At 59.8% G+C, this 19,489-nt stretch carries 19 protein-coding genes and 1 pseudogene; 8 read left to right on the forward strand and 12 right to left on the reverse strand.

Features of this window, described 5'->3' with window-relative positions; translation table 11 throughout:
* Positions 1 to 42: 42 nt before the first annotated feature.
* From DEM26_RS20260 to DEM26_RS18615, 5 genes are all read right to left on the reverse strand, one after another.
* Complete coding sequence (locus tag DEM26_RS20260; protein ID WP_088736209.1) at positions 43 to 498, reverse strand: hypothetical protein; 456 nt, start codon at positions 496 to 498, stop codon at positions 43 to 45.
* Between the two features lie 45 nt (positions 499 to 543).
* A complete protein-coding gene (locus DEM26_RS18595) occupies positions 544 to 1,107 on the reverse strand; it encodes a hypothetical protein (protein WP_088736208.1) in 564 nt (187 codons plus the stop codon).
* Positions 1,108 to 1,172: 65 nt separating this feature from the next.
* Positions 1,173 to 1,769 (reverse strand): hypothetical protein, encoded by a 597-nt coding sequence (locus DEM26_RS18600; RefSeq protein ID WP_088736207.1) that lies wholly within the window; start codon positions 1,767 to 1,769, stop codon positions 1,173 to 1,175.
* 760 nt (positions 1,770 to 2,529) lie between these two features.
* Positions 2,530 to 2,841: a hypothetical protein gene (locus DEM26_RS18610; protein ID WP_146194491.1), complete on the reverse strand. Its 312-nt coding sequence runs from the start codon at positions 2,839 to 2,841 to the stop codon at positions 2,530 to 2,532.
* Between the two features lie 101 nt (positions 2,842 to 2,942).
* Positions 2,943 to 3,419, reverse strand: a complete 477-nt coding sequence (locus DEM26_RS18615; RefSeq protein ID WP_088736205.1) for a hypothetical protein — start codon at positions 3,417 to 3,419, stop codon at positions 2,943 to 2,945.
* Between the two features lie 892 nt (positions 3,420 to 4,311).
* Here DEM26_RS18615 and DEM26_RS18620 point away from each other — a divergent pair.
* On the forward strand, positions 4,312 to 4,770 hold the full coding sequence (locus DEM26_RS18620; protein ID WP_109173099.1) for a hypothetical protein: 459 nt from the start codon (positions 4,312 to 4,314) through the stop codon (positions 4,768 to 4,770).
* A 45-nt stretch (positions 4,771 to 4,815) separates the two neighbouring features.
* Here DEM26_RS18620 and DEM26_RS18625 read toward each other — a convergent pair.
* Positions 4,816 to 5,679: pseudogene (locus tag DEM26_RS18625) on the reverse strand (IS5 family transposase).
* Positions 5,680 to 5,901: 222 nt separating this feature from the next.
* Positions 5,902 to 6,762 (reverse strand): hypothetical protein, encoded by an 861-nt coding sequence (locus tag DEM26_RS18630; RefSeq protein ID WP_088736203.1) that lies wholly within the window; start codon positions 6,760 to 6,762, stop codon positions 5,902 to 5,904.
* 1,976 nt (positions 6,763 to 8,738) lie between these two features.
* On the opposite strand from DEM26_RS18630, the gene DEM26_RS18640 reads away from it, so the two are divergent.
* The 4 genes from DEM26_RS18640 to DEM26_RS18655 all read left to right on the forward strand — a co-directional run bounded on the left by DEM26_RS18640 (position 8,739) and on the right by DEM26_RS18655 (position 11,940).
* On the forward strand, positions 8,739 to 9,527 hold the full coding sequence (locus tag DEM26_RS18640) for a hypothetical protein (RefSeq protein ID WP_088736201.1): 789 nt from the start codon (positions 8,739 to 8,741) through the stop codon (positions 9,525 to 9,527).
* Positions 9,528 to 10,260: 733 nt separating this feature from the next.
* The gene (locus tag DEM26_RS18645; RefSeq protein WP_088736200.1) at positions 10,261 to 10,674 is read left to right on the forward strand and encodes a hypothetical protein; all 414 of its coding nucleotides are present in this window, start codon (positions 10,261 to 10,263) and stop codon (positions 10,672 to 10,674) included.
* A 239-nt stretch (positions 10,675 to 10,913) separates the two neighbouring features.
* Positions 10,914 to 11,303, forward strand: coding sequence for a hypothetical protein (locus tag DEM26_RS18650; RefSeq protein ID WP_146194492.1), 390 nt, complete (start codon positions 10,914 to 10,916; stop codon positions 11,301 to 11,303).
* Between the two features lie 283 nt (positions 11,304 to 11,586).
* Positions 11,587 to 11,940 carry an antitoxin Xre/MbcA/ParS toxin-binding domain-containing protein gene (locus DEM26_RS18655; protein WP_233243205.1) on the forward strand — a complete coding sequence of 118 codons (354 nt, stop codon included), beginning with the start codon at positions 11,587 to 11,589 and terminating at the stop codon, positions 11,938 to 11,940.
* A 37-nt stretch (positions 11,941 to 11,977) separates the two neighbouring features.
* Here the strand turns inward: DEM26_RS18655 and DEM26_RS18660 are convergent, their stop codons facing one another.
* Positions 11,978 to 12,193, reverse strand: coding sequence for a hypothetical protein (locus tag DEM26_RS18660; protein ID WP_109173101.1), 216 nt, complete (start codon positions 12,191 to 12,193; stop codon positions 11,978 to 11,980).
* A 437-nt stretch (positions 12,194 to 12,630) separates the two neighbouring features.
* Here DEM26_RS18660 and DEM26_RS18665 point away from each other — a divergent pair, with 437 nt between their 5' ends.
* From DEM26_RS18665 to DEM26_RS18675, 3 genes are all read left to right on the forward strand, one after another.
* Entirely contained in the window at positions 12,631 to 14,577 is a 1,947-nt protein-coding gene (locus tag DEM26_RS18665; RefSeq protein WP_109173102.1) for a hypothetical protein, read from the forward strand.
* A gap of 49 nt (positions 14,578 to 14,626) precedes the next feature.
* Positions 14,627 to 15,907: a hypothetical protein gene (locus DEM26_RS18670; protein ID WP_146194493.1), complete on the forward strand. Its 1,281-nt coding sequence runs from the start codon at positions 14,627 to 14,629 to the stop codon at positions 15,905 to 15,907.
* A gap of 77 nt (positions 15,908 to 15,984) precedes the next feature.
* Complete coding sequence (locus DEM26_RS18675) at positions 15,985 to 16,392, forward strand: DNA-binding protein (RefSeq protein WP_088736196.1); 408 nt, start codon at positions 15,985 to 15,987, stop codon at positions 16,390 to 16,392.
* Positions 16,393 to 16,679: 287 nt separating this feature from the next.
* Here the strand turns inward: DEM26_RS18675 and DEM26_RS18680 are convergent, their stop codons facing one another.
* From DEM26_RS18680 to DEM26_RS18695, 4 genes are all read right to left on the reverse strand, one after another.
* Complete coding sequence (locus DEM26_RS18680) at positions 16,680 to 17,066, reverse strand: hypothetical protein (protein ID WP_088736195.1); 387 nt, start codon at positions 17,064 to 17,066, stop codon at positions 16,680 to 16,682.
* Between the two features lie 570 nt (positions 17,067 to 17,636).
* The gene (locus tag DEM26_RS18685; protein WP_088736194.1) at positions 17,637 to 18,062 is read right to left on the reverse strand and encodes a DUF6527 family protein; all 426 of its coding nucleotides are present in this window, start codon (positions 18,060 to 18,062) and stop codon (positions 17,637 to 17,639) included.
* Positions 18,052 to 19,236: a ThiF family adenylyltransferase gene (locus DEM26_RS18690; RefSeq protein WP_088736193.1), complete on the reverse strand. Its 1,185-nt coding sequence runs from the start codon at positions 19,234 to 19,236 to the stop codon at positions 18,052 to 18,054. The genes DEM26_RS18685 and DEM26_RS18690 overlap by 11 nt, the downstream gene beginning before the upstream one ends.
* Positions 19,211 to 19,477: a multiubiquitin domain-containing protein gene (locus tag DEM26_RS18695; RefSeq protein WP_088736192.1), complete on the reverse strand. Its 267-nt coding sequence runs from the start codon at positions 19,475 to 19,477 to the stop codon at positions 19,211 to 19,213. The genes DEM26_RS18690 and DEM26_RS18695 overlap by 26 nt, the downstream gene beginning before the upstream one ends.
* Positions 19,478 to 19,489: the final 12 nt, after the last annotated feature.

Here is a 19,489-nt window from a genome sequence, read left to right on the forward strand (position 1 = left end):
AGGGATCAGCACCCGTCACATCTCATCAAAGTTAAGGAAATCTCAGATTTCGGCCCCAATCGATTTCCCGCGAAAATTAAACATACCAGTCTCATTGCCAGACGCGGTTTCTGAAGGTCTTCTGATGTCTATCAGGGCGAAATCAACGGTTCGCGGCAAAGAACGGCAATCGAGGCTGCCCTCCCAGAAGTTCTGCTGACAGGATATGAGATCTTCGTAGACAAGTTCGCGTCGCCCGATCCAACCGGCAACCACGTATTGGCTACTGAAATCGCAACGTTTGCCTCGGTGAACGTGACGGACAAAACAGTGCCGACTTTCCGCCGGAAGCTCTCGACCCGCCCTCCAGGCGGTTTCCGCCGCCGACATCATCGCCGATACGAGCTGGAGCCCGCGAAGGCCATATTGGCGCTGCGCCGAATGCGCGAACGCTTCAAGAACCCAGCGCTCGATGTGGCGGCCTTGGTTCACAAATCTGAAGCAGAGGGCCTTCTGCAACTTGTAACCCTCATAGACGCGTACCAGTCGGTCCTTTAGCTTGGACTACTGCCCCCAGTCGAAGGCGATTTCGACGAGCACGCGGCGGCCGAGGCCGTAATTGTTGACCCGAAAATCCACGATCATGTCCTGACCGCGCGTGTCGAATTCACCCGCGTCCTGAACGCCGGGCAGGCCGATCGAGCGAAGTTGCGGCAATTGCTCCATTACGTGACGGGCCTTGTAGAAGTCTCGCTCATCAAGGTGCGTCCGGATCCTGTCCTTGAGGTACGTCTCAAGGTCTTCAGTGCGGCCTGTATCGATCGTCCTGGCGGCCAGCGCTTCCGGAAGCCCCAAACTGTTTGCCAGCTGGATGAATACATCGCGGAAACCGGTATTGGGCTTGAGCCAGACGGCCCGCGAGCCGAAGGAAGAATAGTCGACCGTCTCGTCGGAGCCTTCGGCGGCGACACCGAGGACTTCAAGGAGGGGATATTCATCCTCATACTGGAATTCAGCTTCGCAATACTCTTCGACGGCCTTGACCAACGTTTCCATGTCGCAGTCCCGCGGCAGTGCGAAATCGGCCTCGTCGAGCAGGATTCCTTTGTGTCTCAGATCGCTTCCCATGATGTTCTCCTTTTTGATGTGGTGACGACTGGCAGTCCTTGGCTTGGCCCCGCCTTTTGGTGGCTTCAGCGCTTGCCGCGCAACCACTCCAGCGGAGGGCACGGTTGTGCGTCGCGTGCCAGGCTCTCGATCGGCGGTAGAGCCAGCCTGTCGCAGGTCGCACCTGCGGCAACCAGATGATCGCGCCAATTCGATACGGTACGCTCGAATGTCTCCCGCCGACGGATGAAGTCGGAAGGGCGTGTGATATCGCGCGTCACCAGGCACATATGAGCTTCGATCCGCTCCCGAGCGGTCGCGCCCAATTTTCGCAGTGCGTCGCGGTACAGGATACCTATCGCGTCTGGAAAATAGACGACCTCCACTGGTCCGCCGGAGCCGATCATTCGAAGCAAGCTCTGTGCTCGGGTCAGGACGACCGTCGGAAGGTAGCGGTCGTAGGCGATCGCGCGGGCGAGGGCCCAGCGTTGCTCGAGTTCGACCGTCTTGGGGATCAGAAGGGCACCCTTGTGCATTGACCTCCAGAGCATCGGATCAATCGATTGGCTGGCGATCGGGTCGCTCGATTGGTCAAACGCCACCCCGCCGAGTACCCCTTCGATGACCGAAAGGGTCTGGTCGTCATAAAGGCGGCGGACGGTCTGAACCGGGAGTCGTGTCATCGGATATGGTCTCCAAGCATGGGATAGGTTCTGCGATGGATCGCTCGTGCGCGCCTGGAGATTTGCGGGCAGTTCGCAGCGGGACAGCTGAGTCATGGACGTCCTCGTCAGTTGCTTCGGAGCCGGTATGGCTCCCGGAGAGGAGATGGTTTCTTTTGGCAGCGCTCGGAAATCCGCCGGGACATTTTTCCGGGGAAGACGAGACGAAACTGTAGGTCTGGAACGGACCCTCCAGTGGTATCGAGTGCCCCACAAAGGCGGACGGTTGTCGGTCAGAATGCCGGTGCAAGGTCACCCTGGTTGCGCGGTGATGTCGTGGTTCTGGCCAAAAGGGGAGGCGTGACCTCTTCGAAGACGGCGGCGTCTGCCTCGTTGATCCTCTGAATGGTCTGGCAGACCGGATCGAAGATGCCCTGCCTGAAAGCAGCCATGACTTGCACATCCGGGGCTCTTCCAGCGTTCTGCTGGCGGCAGATGCTTCCGAAAACGGCGACAATTTCACCAAGTTCGGTCTCTACGAGGTGCAAGAGGTTCAGTTCAGGGTGGCCACAAGATCGACCGCGGGAGGTGGAGTTCCTTCTTGGTTCCAGCGACCGGCCGGCCTGGCGGGTGAGGTCCGCGCTTTTGGATGCCGGGGCCTTCCCTCGACCAAGGTGGCTGAGTGTCTTTCCTCACGCGCCTCACTGTCCAAGCCAGAAAGGACTGCCCGAAAGCTTCCGCTTCGGGCGGTCCGGGTTTCTGAGGGGGCAGCGTCCCGTAGTCACACCTTGGGGTGCGCCATGTAGCGGACCGGCAGCTCTCGTTTTGCCTTCGGCCTACGTAGAATGACCTCTTCTCTACGCTCCTGCGCGACCTCCCAGACAATACGATACCGGAGACGGGCGGTCCGGGTCGCAAGATCGTCAGACGCACGCGCAGCCTGTTCCTCCCGCAGGAGCGCCAGGCTCTCGATCGCGTTGGGAAGTCCGATCGACACCTTTTCGTCGACGACTCTGATGGTCTCGGCCAGCTCTTCGTCCGTCATGAGGTGGCGTGACCCGGCCCGCTGTGCCGGGCGAAACTGGAGTTCCATGATCGCGCTAACCGGAGCCAGGTCAGTGGTCCTGGGTCGACGCTTGGGTCTGATGGTCCCATCTCGGACCTCACGGCGGGCTGCCGGGACTAAGGGCAGCATCACGAGACACCCGCGAGCCGACGTGCATCGGCCTCCATGACTTCACGCTCTTCTTCGCTGGCCGTTTCGGGAAGCAGGGTCAAAGTGAACTCGCGCTCCAGACGGCGTGCGGCATAGAACGATGTGGCGAGAGTCTGAACCGCAGTAAGCGCCACACTACATTTCGCCGACGCCTTGGGATAGACCTGCGCTGTCGTGCACGCGACCAGGAACCAACCGGTCGCGCCGCGCTCCAAGATGCATTCCGTCGATTTGGCCCCGTATGAGTAGCTGCTCGCAGACGGCCCCGCAGGACGGCAGGTGACCCGCGCGCCCTTCCAGGCCGATTTCGGAAGAACCTTCCCGAGCTGCTTCTCTGCATCTTCGGCGAAAGCGCGCAGGGCCTGGGCTTCCGTCAGGGTAAATGCTCGGGCCTTGCCGTTCACCGAGGCAAATTCGGCTTCGATCTTGGCGGTGTTGGTTATGTTAATACGCATAGATATTCCTTTCAGTGTGTTAAGGGGTGTCAGAAGGAGCTGGGGTCATTCCAATCCCCACGGAAATTGTCTGGATCGGAGGGGCGGGGTATTGTCGCGAGACAGGCCGGAGACACGCCCGGGCCGATGCAATCGACCAACATACGCTGCTGAGTTCCGCCGGTTGACAGCCTCTGAAGCGCTGCGCGCGATCGGCCGGGGCTGCGCGCGCCTGTCGTAAGGCGGGCAAGACGTCGGTCGAGAGACTGCCGGATGGCGACGGTGGTGAGCGAATACGTCATTCGGGTACTCCTTGGTGACGAGGAGAATCTGGTGTCGTTTTTCCTGGCGCGGAAACGCCGAAGCAAAAAAAAAATCGAACTTTTTTAGATTGTCGCAATAAGACAGTAACTTGCGGGTTCTTTGCGTCGAGGCTGGGAGGTGTGCCTAACCGGAGCCCCTGCTGACGCTCGCATCCGCGAGCGGCAATGATGCGCCCCCGTCTCCGCGATGAGCTCGATCTCGATGGAGATTCCCGGTCCGGACGCTGGCCTGCGGACGCGCGCTGCTTGGACGCGCAGAACAGGAATGTGCTCTCTGCGCGGGGCTGTTTCGAGGCGTTCCAGCATGTGCGCCGGTGCGATACTGATCAGGAGCCGCCGCTCATTGGGCTGCCGGAGCTCAACCGACGTCCGGATTCCGAGAAGTCGCTAAAAGGACAGGGCGCTGGCCGAGGCACGGACCGGGGTGGCGCGCAACCGCATGAAGTTTATCCGGAAGGAAGGCATCGATACATGCAATTTTGGCCATGGTGGTTCGTTTGAGAACACAAGGAAATCACACCTCGCGGCCCGCCTTGCCCTTGCCCGATCCGCCTGCGATATCAAGCACAAGCAAATCTAGCGAGGACACCATGACCACCGTAAACAATCTTCCTGCAACGCTTCCAGCCGATCAGATCGTGTCCGGGGCACTGCAACTCTTCGATTTTGGCACCCTCATGATCACTGAGCAAGCGCCGGATGGGAAGATTATGGCTGCGCTCCTTGGCGAGGAAGATGAGGATCTCGCCATCAAACTGCCTATGCGAACGGGCGAGACTGCCAGCGAACTTATCGCCCGCTTCGACGACGATGACGCGGAGTTCTGCACCATGTCAGAGACGCTGCTGGCGACCCGCGACCAATTGCACGCCTCGCTCGCAGCCGAGAAAGCTGAATTCGTCACGTGGGCTCGTTCCACACTCGCCGACGCGATTGTCGTGGCCGAACTTCTCCTTGAAATGGAGCAAGTCACACCACAGACCGCCGAAAACCTTAAATCCTCTGCGGCGATCTCAGCTGCGGCAGTCGACGCGATGGATGGCGCATGAAGAAGCTCAAGACGTGTGGAGCTTAGGCTCCAGGATCTTTGATTTTCAAAGCCAGAAAGTGGCAGTTGCGGCGAGGGCTACGGCGGACAGAAAGATCTTCGGGCACCTGTCGTAGCCGGTCGCAAAGCGGCGCCAGTCCTTGAGCTTACCGAACATGATCTCGATACGGTTGCGCCGCTCGTCGTATTTGATGGGCTTGCCTCGGGACTTCCGACCCGGGATGCAGGGCTTGATGCCCTTGTCCTGCAAGGCTTCACGATACCAGTCGGCATCGTAGCCCCGATCGGCCAGCGGCCATTCGGCCTCGGGCAGGCTGCTCAGCAGGGGCGCCGCATCGGTGTCGTCGCTGACCTGGCCGACTGTCATGAAGAACTTGATCGGGCGGCCGTTCGCGTCCGTGACGGCATGCAACTTGGTGTTCATGCCACCCATTCTCAGGAAAACGATCCCCCGGCTCGTTTTCTGATCTTCGAACTCCGCCCAATCAGCCTGCCACGCCCCCCTTTTTCAACCGCAGGCTCGAAGCCGTGCGGTGCGCCTTGAGATAAGTGGCGTCGATCATCACTGTCTTCCGGTCGGCGGCCTCGGAAGCAAGCCCCACCATCATCCGGGCGAAAACACCCTGTTCGTGGCCTCTATCGGACCGGTGGCGTTCAGCCACTCACCTCCAGCGCTTCCATCGATTGCGGAGAGTCTTCGGTGGACCATACTCTGGCGGCGCATCGGACCAACGCAAGCCATTACGATTGATGAAGATTATCCCGCTCAAGACCCGCCGATCATTGGCCCGCAGTTTGCCATGGCTCTTTGGAAGTGAGGAAGATTAGAAAACAGTCCAGTGGACTGTTTTCCTGACGAACAGCCGCAGCCGCGCATCTTTTCGTCGCTCAGCCAGAAAAGACTGCTCATCATGCCCCCATCAGTTCGGGAGCGTGAATCTCGCCTGCAAACCTTCGGTGCGGCGCAGGCTCGACGCGATGTTCCATCTCGTGGATGAAATCCTGCTGCCGAGCGCGGCCGGAAAGGGCAAAAGTGGACGACGTTTACGCCGCCCGCAGCCGGATCATACTGCCACTACCGTGGCTGACTATTGCTCCGCCGTTCTCACCTTTGCCCCCGAAGCGAAAGAACCTATGCAGACCATCCGCAGATGAGCACGCCTTCGTGCCTCACCAAGGCAAGAAGGCGAGTCAGTAGGACCCGGTAATGCGGGAGCGCGTCTATCCAGCTTTCGGGCTCCCTGTCGCAGAAGTGGGTCGGTATCTCATCGATGAATTTTCGTCTCGACTTCGGACGCCGGGCGTCGATCGGCTTGAGCGGTTGTCCGTTAGCCTTCATCTCGGCCTCGATCTTCCCGAGCACGGCTGCAACCATCGGGCTCGTGACATAGAAGTCGTCATAGGGTTCGACGGTCACGTGCGGCTCGGCAGACAGGAGGTCAAGCAACCTGTGGTGATTGCGGAACGCGAGCAACGCGTCCTCATTTTGATTGTAAAATCCGTAGTCCAGACCCATGGAATTCTCCTTTTCATAGGTGAGATGTGTGTCGGTGCGGCTGCGCGAATGGCGGTGCCGGATATGGAAAGTACCGTCCGCAGCGCGAACAGCTCTCTGACGGGGCGTTTCCCGGGCGGTCGCCAATACAATTGCGAAGATTTTTTCTACTGCCAGCTTCATTGCTTCCTGGCGGTCCCTCAACGGAACAGGCCTCTGGTCCGATGCGTCAAGAGGTATGCACATTGCCGGGTATTTCAGTAGCAGATGCGCCCGCCATTTGCCTTGGAGGCGGTGGAGAAGCAGCGCGTCGAGATTACTCCGCCGCCCCCAAGTCCGCATTTTGCGCTCTTCGGTCGGGAGGCCAGGGTCGACAGGCACTTCGGGCCCAACCACCTCCGTCATCCGCATGATGTTCGCAAGGAGCGCGCGCCCGGCTTGCAGGTCCTCATCTGAGAAGTCGTCGCGCATCAGAACGGTGTCGTGTCTATTTTTCATGATTAAGCCTTTCTTTCAGGGCCGAATTGCGTCTTCGGGCCCGACTAGGAGATGGGTTTGGAAGTCCAGCCGCGGAAATCATTAGTGGCCTTAGGACAGCATTGGCGGCCGGTAGCGACTTGCCGGGGGGCTAGCGAGGCAGGTGTCGATGACGTTTCCGTTGTTCATGAGGGACTCCTTGGTGGATATGCGGTGCCAGCGATGGCCATGTTCAGAAGTTGGGTTGATCATGCGATCTGCGGAAACCCGATCGAGCGCAAAGTTATCTGAGGGTTGGATCGGGCGGCGCCTTGGGCAGACTGAAGGGCAGGGTCGGACAGACCGCGTTCGGGTTGGGCGTGCCGTCGACCTCGGCGTCGATTGGTTTGGCGCCAGAGCTGCTCGACCCTCGGTAGCTTCAGGCCCTCGCAGCAGACTGACGCGGCATGAAGGTGGTCGAGCCAACGCCGCACGGTCTTCTCGAAAGGGTCATTGCGGCGGACAAGATCCCTCGGGCAATGAATATCACGCGTCAGGAGACACATTCTCGCCTTGGCCGGCCGGGTCGTGTCATCCTCGAGTAGGGTCCCGCCGCCTTGGTGCAGGATGCCGATGGCATCAGGAAAGTAGACCACCTCGATCGGCCCCAGGCCGCGGCAGGCTCGTTCCATACTTTTGGCTCGGGGAAGGATAACCGTTGGAAGGATGCTGTCCGATGCTACAGCCCGTGCGAGTGCCGAGGCAGTCTCAGCCGTGATACGAGGCGTCAGGGCACGGAGCGCCTTGTGCAGGGAACTCCAGTCTGCTGGGTCGATAAGCACGCTGGCGAAAGGGTCACTTGCCTGATCATATGGGGCTCCGCCGATGAGGCCTTCGATGACCTGAAGCGTTTGGTCTTGATAGAGTCGTGGGACAGTCGTGATGGGCAGCAAGGTCATCCTACGTCTCCCCATGATACTGACAGAGACTGTTCATCGCGCGGCGAAGTTGCTTTCCGAAGCGAACTTTGCCTGAAGGGCAGGGGGCAGGGCATGGGCTGTGTCATGGGGTGATCCTCGGTGACGTTGAGGAGGGGCGTTCCTCCCGCTGAAGAGGAGGTGAGATCGATCCCAGAATGCCGGAAACCGATTGCTGCATGACGTTGCGTTAGGCGAATTTTGGGCGCGCTCGCTGCTGGGTCCGCCGCGGGTTTCGAAGTGCTGGTTGCTACGAAACGGACGGTCTGTCGTCTGTAAGAAGAGACCTGCCCGATAGCCAAAGACTGGAACTCAAAGAGCGAATGCAACGGGCCCCATGAACGCCAGTGAGCGCGATACTTTCGATGAATTTTCCCGACCGAATGCGTGCAGCATTCGTGCCTGAAGCCATCGAAGGCGATGTGCTGGAGGTCTAAGATGGTTGCGGGGAGCACTCGGGCCGCGTGCCAAAGGTTGCTTCTCTTGGGACCGTGGGAGCGAACCGCGCATCTGAGCTAATGCGGGTTCGCGAGTCGCATCCGGGTCACGACAGGGCGTGCGTTGCTATGAATTCCAACGCGCCGAGGGATGACGAACATCTAATCAGGGATGTTCGGAGCGGCACACGAGCTTAGTCGACAAGGAGCCTCGTCATGCACAGCCTTCCACGTTTCCACCGAAGCCCAGTCCCTGAAATGTTCGCGGGCGGCTTATGCCTGGTGCGACCAAAAAGACTACCCCCCAAAAACCGTTCGGCATTTCTGGGGATTTCTGAGATTTCTTCTAAGTTCTGTCATTTCTCGTAGAAGTAATCCTCGCGAAATCAATCACCTAAGGAAAATCCGCAGGGTCAGATCCGGGGTGGCACTGATCCGAAACGGGGCAGGGCCCGGACGTTTCGGGGGCCGCCACCTCGCGAACGGGTTTGCCAAACCGTGAAACGGGTTGGTCACACCCCGAGGTCAACTGCTCCCGCGATTTCCGCGCGCTTCGGAAAAGGCACATCTGCTCATCGATCGTTAACACGAAAGAGGAGCAGATATGCCGGCTGACAACGGTAAGATTCAGATCGCGCAGGTGCTTGTCGAGCATCTCAGAGCGGCGAGGTTCAGTCTCGCGTCTCTCAAGCTGATCCTCGCGATGCTTCATCACCAGGACGTACAAGAACTCTGGATCCGTGAGGCGATTGAGACGCCGAGCCTTGCGAGGACATGGATCGACGGGACCCGGCTCCGCGCGATCGTAGGACCGCGCCGCGAAAACGGCGCGACGTCGCTGCATCGGCTCGTTGCAGAAGCGAAGACAACGGACTTGTTCGATGACATCCGCCTTATCGAACGCAACAGGATTCTGGCATGGCAGTTCTCCGGCCTCGTTCAACGGTTCATGGCTGATCGTTTATCTGACTACTACACGCTCCTCGATTTGGCCGAGATCGCAGACTGTGGGAGCCTTGAGGATCTCAACTACCTCATCGTGCTCCGACATGTCTTCAAAGGTAAGGCACCGAAATTCCAGGGCCCTTCGTCGATGAACTGGAGCCGCCTACGCGGCAAACACATGGCGTCTTTGACGCGGATTGCGAAGATGACCGGGGTGACGCTCGTAGTCATCGAGAGCCGGGACAGACAAGACTATGGCTTGCATCACGTCGAATGCAGGGTCTGTCACGCTCAGACGACGTGGTGGATTTCGGCGATCCGAAAATATCCTGCGGGCGCGAAAGTGACGCTGATTGACGCCTCTGGCAGCCGGAAGATCGACCCAACAACATTCGACTTCAGCCACTTGCCGGGGGTCGTCCCAAGTCCTCCGCCCCGTAGTCAGTAATTCGCCAAGTGGAAGGTACTGCCGTGGGCCTCAGGTCCCCAGAAGGGACGACACGCCGGCGCGGCGCGCGCCGATGCGGTGCTGTCGGGCCACCGCATCGGCACGCTTTCCGTGCCGGCTTTATAGGAGTTTCCCCTTGTCTTTGTTTTCGACTGAACCCGTTTTCCCGGGCGATATTGTGTCGTTCAGGTTCCCCTACTCGGAAGGGATGGCGCCGTATGCGCGACCCTGCCTCGTTCTCGATGCGACGGAAAACGACGTCTTGCTCGCATACGGTACCACGTCTCGCTCGCGTGCGAACGTCGGCTTTGAATTGCGTGTGACTGCCGAGTTCGCTGAATGTGGCCTCGATAAAGCGAGTCGGTTTGTGCTGTCGCGTCGCGTGCGGGTGGCCCGATCGGACCAACGTATTGTGCCGAATGCCTCCGGAACCCCGGTCCTCGGGCGTCTCACTGAAGCTCTGCGACGTCGTCAAGACGACCTCTTCGCCCGGATTGAAGCCAGCTGGCCGACCGCGGAACGCAGGATCGAAGCGGAGCGCCGTGGATTGCACCCGCGGAAAGGCGATCGCCGTCGCCGGGGAGGGGAGCCGTACCAGGTCTGAGCGTTTGCGCGCGCCGACCCCGGCGCAGGCTTTAGATCCGGTTGGTTCCGCGGGCATCGCGCATGGCGCCCGCGGATCCCTCCCGGATCAGAAGCCGGGTGCGATGCCTCAAGATAGGAAGGTAATTCTATGCACAATCGTGACAAACTCGATGCGATCGAAGGGTTCGGTCAACGCAATCTGACCAGTCTGCAGCCACTGCTTGCGCACGCACATGAAGCGATCTGGGTCGAGCGGCTGAAGACTTGGCTGACGGCATGCGCCCTCTCCCCGGACAATGCGCTTCGTGCGGCCGCTCTCGAATATGCCGTCGTCGATCTCGTGACCCTGGAGCTATCCCGTCAGTCTTACACTCTTGCAGATGATGGTCTCCAGCTGACGGACCGGGGCGGCACGCTCGTGGTCCGCCGGACGCTCGCGGAGTTGCTTCTCGTTCTCAGCACCTGCGATGCACGATCGGCGCGTCAACTCGCGGCGCTCGCGTGCGCAAGCCGCAAGGAACGGCTGGAGCATATACGATCCAGAATCATCGAAAGCGTATGAAAGGAAGCCGGCCGCCGGAGTCACGGCGGTCGGCATGACTGAACCGGATGAACGCCAACTGGAAGATGGCGCTCAACTTCTCGACCAAGCAGGCCGGTGCACGCTCTTTCCCACACAAACTATAGTTTGTGTGGGAAACGATCAGGCTCGGACTTAGACGAGGAGACCTCCTCTGAGTGTCCGCTGCTGTGCGAACAAAACGGGCGGCACCGTCAAGTGTAAGAAAAGGATAATGAAATATGACTGGACTCTCTCGCTCACCGGCCTTGCGCGCTGCGATGGAGCGTACGACGGCAGCGGCGAAGCAACTCGAACACGACACCACCCAGATCGCATGCTGGATCGAAATCAAACACCCCGGCTCACTCACCGCTCTCGAAGTGCAGCGGCACTATTCTTGCGATGACAATGCGATAGCCCATGTTGTTCCGCTCGTTTCCGATGTGGAAATGCGCCGTATGATCCGGCGCGATGCAGAGACGGCGTTTCGCGCGCTCGGCTACGCGCTCGAGCCCGAAGGGCGGGATGTTTTCTCGATCTTCGCTCGGGTGCAAAACCAATCAAACCACGCACTCCTTCACGCATTTGCTGAAATTGAAAGAACCCTGCTCAAGGCGACTGAGCCGTGAGCCAGTCGCGAAGGAACGCAGAGTGGTGATGAATGAAGGCCGTGACCCGATGACAGTTACGGCCATGTTGGTTTGAGATGGCCAATTCTGGCCATGGGGGCGACGCGGAGGAACTGGTGCCGACGCACCGTCAATTGCGGCCTGTCGGTCAGACGAGTTGTTTTGAAGACGTCCCGACACTACCATCGTTGCAGCAACGGAGGCCCAACATGACGCAGGGCGTACAAGACTACCCGGTGCCCAAAGTCTGGCTCGGAGAGCGCGAACACGGCGGGAAAAAGAGATGAGCTTTCTGACCGAGTGCATGCGTGACGATCGGATAGATTTGGGTCTGATTGCGGCCAAGCTGGGTACGTCCGAAGAAGATATCGCGGAGGCCACTGGCCTCGATCGGGATGCGCATGAGCGTCCTGCTCGCGTTGGCTGCGCAAGTGCGCAACGTCGCCTGCGCAAAATGCTTGAGATCTTGGACCGTGTCATCCCACGCGTCGGCACTCCAAGCGCTGCCTACGCTTGGTATCGCGCCGAGCCGCTGCCGGGCTTTTCGGGATCGACGCCGATGCAGCTTGTTTTGCAAGGCCGGGCGGCCGAGGTGATCGACTACATCGATGCTGTTGACGCTGGCGTCTACAGCTGAGCGAGCTTCTTCAGGAGGTCGCCACTCTCATCTGCGGTTATCTCGGTCCGCGCGCGCGGCGAAAATGGTCACTTCCTCCGGGCAGGGTTCCCCCCATGATATCGGTGAAGCGATCTAACCATGCGCGCTTTTCGTGAGAGGTAAGCTCGTCCGTCTGCATCTCGCCGGCGAGCAAGGCGGCGATCTTCTCTGGGTCGATATTTTGCTTCACCGCCTTCGCCACGTCCGATGATCCGCCCAGTACCAGGCGCATCTTACATTTCGTGGGGCAGACTGGTTTAGACAATCGCAATCAGGCTCGCGGCTACGCCGGACTTTCGTTCCCTTGAAACGATCCAGATTTGTGCGCCGGCGAGCTATCTGGGTGCGATCTTATCATGTAGATTTTCAGCTCGATAAATTTGCGCTGCTGCAGCCTTTGGGGGTTTCCTCCCTCACCTCTGATGCGAGTATTCGAACGCGCCTTGCCGTGGCCGCTCTAAGACCACGGCTGTGTTGCTGGACGAGGCGTGAGGTCCGTCCGAGAGAGGCTTGTCGGAAAACGTGATCCGAGGGTCGGTCCCTAAGCTACAGAAAATGTCTCGCCCGATTTCAGATGAAAGGCGGCCTTTCACTATCTCCGCTTCGGCTCCTGCCTGGCCCCCTCGATTTGAGGGGCCGTGCAGGAGCCCAAACTCAGGAGATGTGAAAATGGCTGAACATACTTTCCGCGACCTTTTGGATTGGGCAATTGCGAAAGGAGAGGGGGCGGACACGATCCGGGCAATTCAGTATATCCCGGCGCGGCTCGGCATGCTCGATCATGACATCGCCACCTTGCCTGCCGACATGCACTTCTTTGAGACCACCGTCGCCGGGCACGGGTATGCACTGATCAGCCGGGCGCAAAACATGAAACAAAACGGGCGCCGGGCGGATTCCCGAATCCGCGCTGCGTTGCGGCGCTTCCTGGAGGCATTGGCAGTCTTGCCAGCTCCGACGCCGGCGCACCGGCAACGCTATTCGCAGTTGATGGCACTGATTGAAGCCGAAGAAGGAGTGCCCGGCTCTGGCGCGCTGTGGAATACGGGGCGCCATCGTAGCCTCGTGACCCTTCGGGCGCGGGCACGATGCGCCCCGGAAGAGCTAAGCCAGAGCGAAATAGACCGGATCGGGCAAGAGGGTTCCGCGAAGGTCCGTAAAAGCCTGTGTAAGTCAGTCGCATTCCTGAATTCTCTCACGAAGGACGTGGAAACGTTGCCTGCCATTCAGGCGTACCTACCTGCGACGGAGTTGCGTTTGCCACCCGGATCGGCCCGAGCGCGACGGATCGACTGGGATGCGTTGCCGGAAGAGTTCAAGATTTCCTTCGAGACACTTGCAGATGCCTGTCTCGCGGATAGCGAAAATAGAGCTGACGCGATGCTCGCCCGGATTGAGGCTGGGGAAGACCCTGAGAAGGTTGCGGCGGAAGCTGATCTTCTGGCGCAGCAGGGCGGTCGGGATTCGGGAAAGCCGACCGCGGCGCGCACCGGGTACCGTGAAGCGGTCGCTTGGTTGGTCCGCGCTTGGGAAGACAGTGGCCGCGATGCCGCGGATCTTCAAGACGTGCGCGAGCTCTTCGAGCTACAGACGATCAGGGCAGCGATCACGCAGCAGCTCGAACGATCCGATAGCGGGTTTGATCTCAAAGCCGGACTGGAATCGACGACGTTAAAAACGCGGCTGACGCGGCTCATCACCCTGGCGCGCCGCGGGTTTCAGGACGCGGGCTCTGCGGCGGTGATCACGCTTCTCAAGACTAAACATTACGACGCGCCGCGGGCAAAACGGAAAGCTTCCAAAAGTAGCGCGATCATGATGGAGGTTGACCGGATTGCGGGAACTTTGCAGCAGCGGCCGGAACTCGCGTCGGTTTGGGCCAATGCGCCAACGCGCATCGCGGGCTCTGCGGAGCGCGCGCTCGACGATACAACCCGCATGAAGAAAAAGTCCCGGGAAATAACGGCACTTCGTCTCCTTGCAGGTGCCGTGGCGTATGCGATTCAGATGTCGCGGCCGCTCCGAACACGTTGCCTGCGACACACTCGGATAGCGTCCAAGGGCCAAGCCCACGCAAATCTGCTCCGTGCCTCACCGAACCAGACGATGCTCACGTTCCGGTTCGCTCCCTGGGAGACCAAGAATGACGCTTGGATCAACGTGGATGTTGTCGGAAGTGACGCGGAAATCGTCCGCGCCTGGCTTGAGACTTGGCGCCCGAGATTGATCGAACTGCAGGGTTTGGATCCGGATAATGTCTATCTTTTCCCCGGCAATGCCCTGCCGCCGCAAGACGAAGGCGATCCAATCGCATTGCCACGCGGAAGCTACTCTACCAGCGCCTTTCTCGATTTATGGCGTGACGCTTCGAACGTGCTGGGCTGGCACGAGACACCCCATCGAATGCGACACGTCGTGGCTCTTCTCAGCCTCGCCATTCGGCCGGGGGATCACGCCTTCACCTCTTCTGTTCTCGGGATTCTCGAAAGTACGGCACGTAAGTATTACGGACGCGACGACGGGCAAGCCGCAGCACGCGAGGCGCGCGCGGCGATCCTCGCCGAGCACCCGGACATCTTCAAGACACTTACAAGGAGACTGCGCGATGCGCGATGATATAGCCCGTGCGCGGTTGGCGTGCGTTCCCGCCTCAGTGCGAGATCGGATGATGGCCGCCCGGGAAGATTTGCCGAGCGGCGCGATCACTGCGGTTGCGCGGTTTTTCGATTCACTGGCCGCCACTCAGGATGATCCGAAGTTCCCGTCGCGAGCCAGTTTTGAGGCGGCCTGCCGCAATGAATCCGCCTTGGCTTTGCTGTTGCGGGTGCTCGAGCGCTACGCCCCCGACATGAGCCTTGCCGAGGGACGAGGGCTTCGCAAGGATTACTACCGTGCCCGATCCCCGGGAGCTGCCTCGACCAGTTCTCTGGACCCACGGCGCCCCGCCGAGCCGCGTGGCTGGCCCGCGCACTGGGCTATGCTGCTGCCAGCTTTGCACGAGGCCCCGATCGCCGAGAGCACGCTGCGCCGGCATGTGGCCTCGATTAACCGCTGCGCAGAACTCCTGCCCAGCATGACCTGCCCTCCGCGGATCGGTTGGTTGCTTGGATGGGAGATGGCGCGAAAGTTTCGCGCGGAGTCGCTGCGGCCTGCGACGATCGCGAACTATCTCGGCGGTTTGGTGGGCCTCGCAGTCCATGGCGGGCTTGATGCGGACGCGATCGCCGGATTGCGATCCGTTCAGATGGGGCTCCTTCGGGAAGCGAGGCGGATTCCGAAACTCAAGCAGTCGCGTATCGAGGCGCTATATCAAAACGGGGGCTATGCGGAAGTCGTTCGGGCAATCCTTCGGTGTCTCGATCAGGCCGACGCCATTGCTGACTGGAGGTCGGAAGCGGAAACCGCCCGCGCGACAGCGGCCATCCTCGCGGTGACGCTGAACGTTCCGCCTCGCAGCGGGGACATCACGTCGTGGCGTCTCGGCGAAGCTCTAATGCGCGAGCCTTGGGGGGCTTGGCGCTTACGGTGGCAGCAGGAAAAGACCGGTGTCTGGCTGGATGCCGGCACGCTCTGGCCGGAGATCGGTTGGGTTCTCGATCAGCATCTTCTGGCAGGTCGACCGCTACGTCACGCCTATCGGCGCTATACTGAACTCCTGGGGAAGAATTGGCTTTCGCATGAGCGGGAAGGCTTTGACCGAAGCTGGGCGAGCGAGAAGATCAAAGCCGCGATCGGTGTCCCGCTTCACGACCTCCGGACATTGTCCGCTGACTATATGCGGCTGCACGATCCTGTGGCAGCGCCGGCAGTCGTTGCCGCGTTGCTGGGTCATTCCAGCACAGAAGCCGGGGCTGAATACGCGGCGCTCACCCAGCAGACAGCTGCACAAAGGGAATGGATGGAGATCCGCGCGATACATGCTCAGAGCGACAAACGATCAGGGTAAGCATCGGGGCGAGTGACGCGCCGCAATTTCTGTCGAGATCGTTTTGAGGCGGCGGGCTCGGGAACAATCTCTATCGCATGGATCATGCACATGACTTTGCTCTCGACGTGGCCGCCGCCGCCTCGCATTTTGCGCTCACCGAGGCGACGGTGCGCAGCTATCTTCGTGACGGTCGCCTGGCCGGTGTCCGGCTGAAAGGGGATTGGAAAACCTCTTGGGATCAGCTCTGGGCGGTCGAGCGCGGGCCGACCCCAACCGCTCTCAATCGGCGGGCCTACCAGGTGCCGCTTCTTTCCAAGTCTGGTCTCGCCCGCCACCTCGATACCAGCGTCCGAACCGTCGAAGGCTGGCTCCTACAGGGCATGCCGACCCGGAACGTCTACTCCAACGTGCGCATCGCGCCGATTGATGCGGAAAACTGGCTCATTCAAGCTTTGGGTTTGTCCGAGAAAGAAGGGGCCGTATTGCGCGGTCTGCTGCGTTAATCGGCGATTGTGAATGTGCCCGGCACCCGATGACCTGAGAGGCCGACATCAGGTCGCCTCTCTCCGCTTTGCGTAGCATTGGTGAGGCCGATACAACTCTTTGCGCCGAAGTCGGAAGTCGAGCCGGCGGTTGGTTCCACGCGAAGCTGGAGCCCAAATGTTCTCTGGATGGCTCGGTAAGATATCGGTCAGCACTCGACGCATGATTTGGCGGCTGCGTAAGATCCTCGGAGACATGCGGAGATGGCGGTATGGACCGCCATCGTCATCAAGCTCGGTGAGTTGTATCAGGGCTGGTAAGCGGCAACGATCAGTTTGTTGCCGACTATGGTAAATGGCAGCTCGCGAGAGCCGGTTACGATCTCACACAGAATAGTCGCGCCATGAAGAAACGCGTTTCGGGGATTGTCGTAGGGGAACGCATCGGGAGAGCCGAGGCAGTTCTGCTCTCCGGCGGGCACGTCTCGGAAGGTAATCGTGGAGACCCAGCCGTTGCCAAGCGGCTCAACGTAAAAATCGTCGATCCGGTCCGCAGTGAAGTGGCGCGGGAAATTCGTCGCCGGCTGCTTGTCTGGGACCCGGCCCGTCGCCTCGAGTGCCTGCATGACGATTTCGAGCAGATTGGGGCGAGCGGTTTGGGAATTCGACAGGCGCTGCTGAGAGTTGATGGTCATAATTTTCTCCGTAGATGAGGTGGTTCAAGAGCGGGAAGCCGTCGCTCGAAAAGAACATCGGATCGGTCCCGTCACAGGAGAAATGCCTCAGTCGATTTTTTTGGTTGATGATCGTTGCGCCGCTCGCTTTGGTCAGTTTCGGCGACGCTCCGTGCAGTCGACAATTGTACGGCTATTTGGCGCCTTCGAAATTGCCGGGAGGCGACATACTTTTTCCCTCTTATCCACGAGAAAAAGCAGGAGGCGCGCGAAACTTGCATTCGTTAGCTTCGCGGACCTTCCGGCCGTTCGCCGCATGTGCTTGATTTCCGCGGCGCCTCTGAAGTCACGAGGGAGGAAGGGCGGGGAGCTGACCTTCGCTGCCCCCGGGACGAACGGCAGGGGTGCGCAGTGGAGCTGACTTTGCAAAGTCGCGGGTTTTGGCGGCGGGTAGAGAGGCATATGCTGAATGCACAGCTGGATAAGCCGCCTTTCGCCGCAGGTGCAGCCGCCATACATCATCGAACGGAAGGGGTGCGGGATAAGGACGAGACCGCTCTCGCGGCACGGTACCGGCGTCGGGACCAACCGTTACTTGCCGCCTAGCCACCGCCGGAAACGTTGCCAAAGGCCTTGTGGCGCATCCGCATTCGCCTGTGCTGCGGAAACTTCCGGCACATCGTAGTAGCGGCTTTTGGCGCGACGGTCGTGTGCTCGCCCTGCGGCAATCTGTTCATCGCTCATATCTCCCGTCCACCGGATATCGCTTTGCTTGATCCAGTAGTGCGACCGACAGGGAAAGCTCCAGTTCCCGATGGACGGCGAGAGCGAGACCGACACGCCGTCATAGCCCATCTTCCAGTCGGTCGGGCTTAAAGGCGTGACCACTTCGCGGCCGCAGCCACAGGCGCATTTGTGAACGGCCGTTGCGTAGTCCATGGCGAGGTAAAGAACGCCCTCCTCGGTGCGCTCTGGAATCGCATCTACAAATTTGTGGGTAATTTTCTTAATCGCCATCGCGCTTGTCCATGTTGTCTATTGTGTTGCCGTCAATCGTGTAGTTGCTGGAATGCTCGCCCTCAAAATCGGCATAAAACCCTACCAGCTTTTTCCACCGGATCACCGCGAGCGTCGCGTTCAGTGCGTTTAGATCAGCCACCTGGATGTTCGTGGCGTAGGCGTCATCTACGTCCGCTTCGCCCATCCCCACGCGGCGACGTAGTGGCTCGCGCTGTTCAGCGGTACTCAGCGTCACTCGCAGCACGCCCACCAGAGCATCGTCGCCCATCTCGATGCCCATACCAACATCGATGAAGGGGGTGCCCTGTTCTTCGAGACGTTCGACCGCCGGGCGTTTGGCCGCGCCGGAATCAACGCACACGAAGACGAAATCCATCTCGTCCAGAAGGTCCGCGTTGGATTCGTCGAGATAGACCGGGTGCGGGACTATCCCTTTGCGCATGAGCGCATAAAGCGCTGCGAAGTAATCGACCTTTTTGTTTCGCTCGCGCAGTGTTTCGATGCTGGGCGCACCGGGGCTGCGGAAGGCGTTGTGCTGAAGAAAATCATCGCCATCGATGAGATGCAGCTCGCGGATCGGTGTCTTGGCGAGCAGATCGAGCACGTAAGAGCCCGTCCCGCCGAGGCCGACAATGGCAACCTTATTCATCGCCAGCTTGTCCGAGAGGCCGCCGATCCCAGCCCGTGTCGAAGCCGTGTCATGGTAGTTGAACACTGGATCGGGCTCATCGGAGTTTGCCACCACGTAAGTGCGCGCATCAGCTGACGGATCGATCTTCCGCGCAGGCGATGCGATCATCTCCACATAGGTGGTCATCTTGTGTTCGTAGTCGCGGTAGCCCTCTTTCGGTTTTGCCGAAAACATATGGTCTACCGTGATGTCCTTGCCGAGGGTCTGACGCCTGCTGGAATGCCTGATGCCTTCGAACGTTTTGCCGTTCTGATCGCAAGGATGTTCGCCTACGAAGTACGCCTTGTGGTCGCTCGGGGTCATCGTCGCATCCCCGTTCATCTGCAGAACAGAAACGAGCGTACCAAGCTTCACCTCGCGATTGGCGTTCACGTAGGGCACGTTGGAGATCACGAGGTGGCCACCTTTCACAGCCACCTCGTATCCGCCTTCTTCGAGGGCCTTGAGATCGGCGTTACGACTTATCAGTTGCCGTGACATTGAAGATCATGCCCTCCTTCAGCTTCACAGTATCGCCGTCATCCAGCGTGCCCTCGGGCTTGTTGCCCTGGCCGCGCCGGTAAGTGATCGTGAAGCAGATCAACGCGCCCGTGGGCGGGTTTTCGTAAGCAAGGGCGACCAGATCGTCCTCGCCAAGCTCTGTCGCCGTCACCGTCTTCTCGCGGCCGTTCACGACAATCGTGTACTCTTTTGCGGGTTTGCCCGTTTCGTCCTTCGCCATGGCCGTGTCCTT

It is taken from the genome of Thioclava sp. NG1, from assembly GCF_003122275.1.
Taxonomy (GTDB): domain Bacteria; phylum Pseudomonadota; class Alphaproteobacteria; order Rhodobacterales; family Rhodobacteraceae; genus Thioclava; species Thioclava nitratireducens.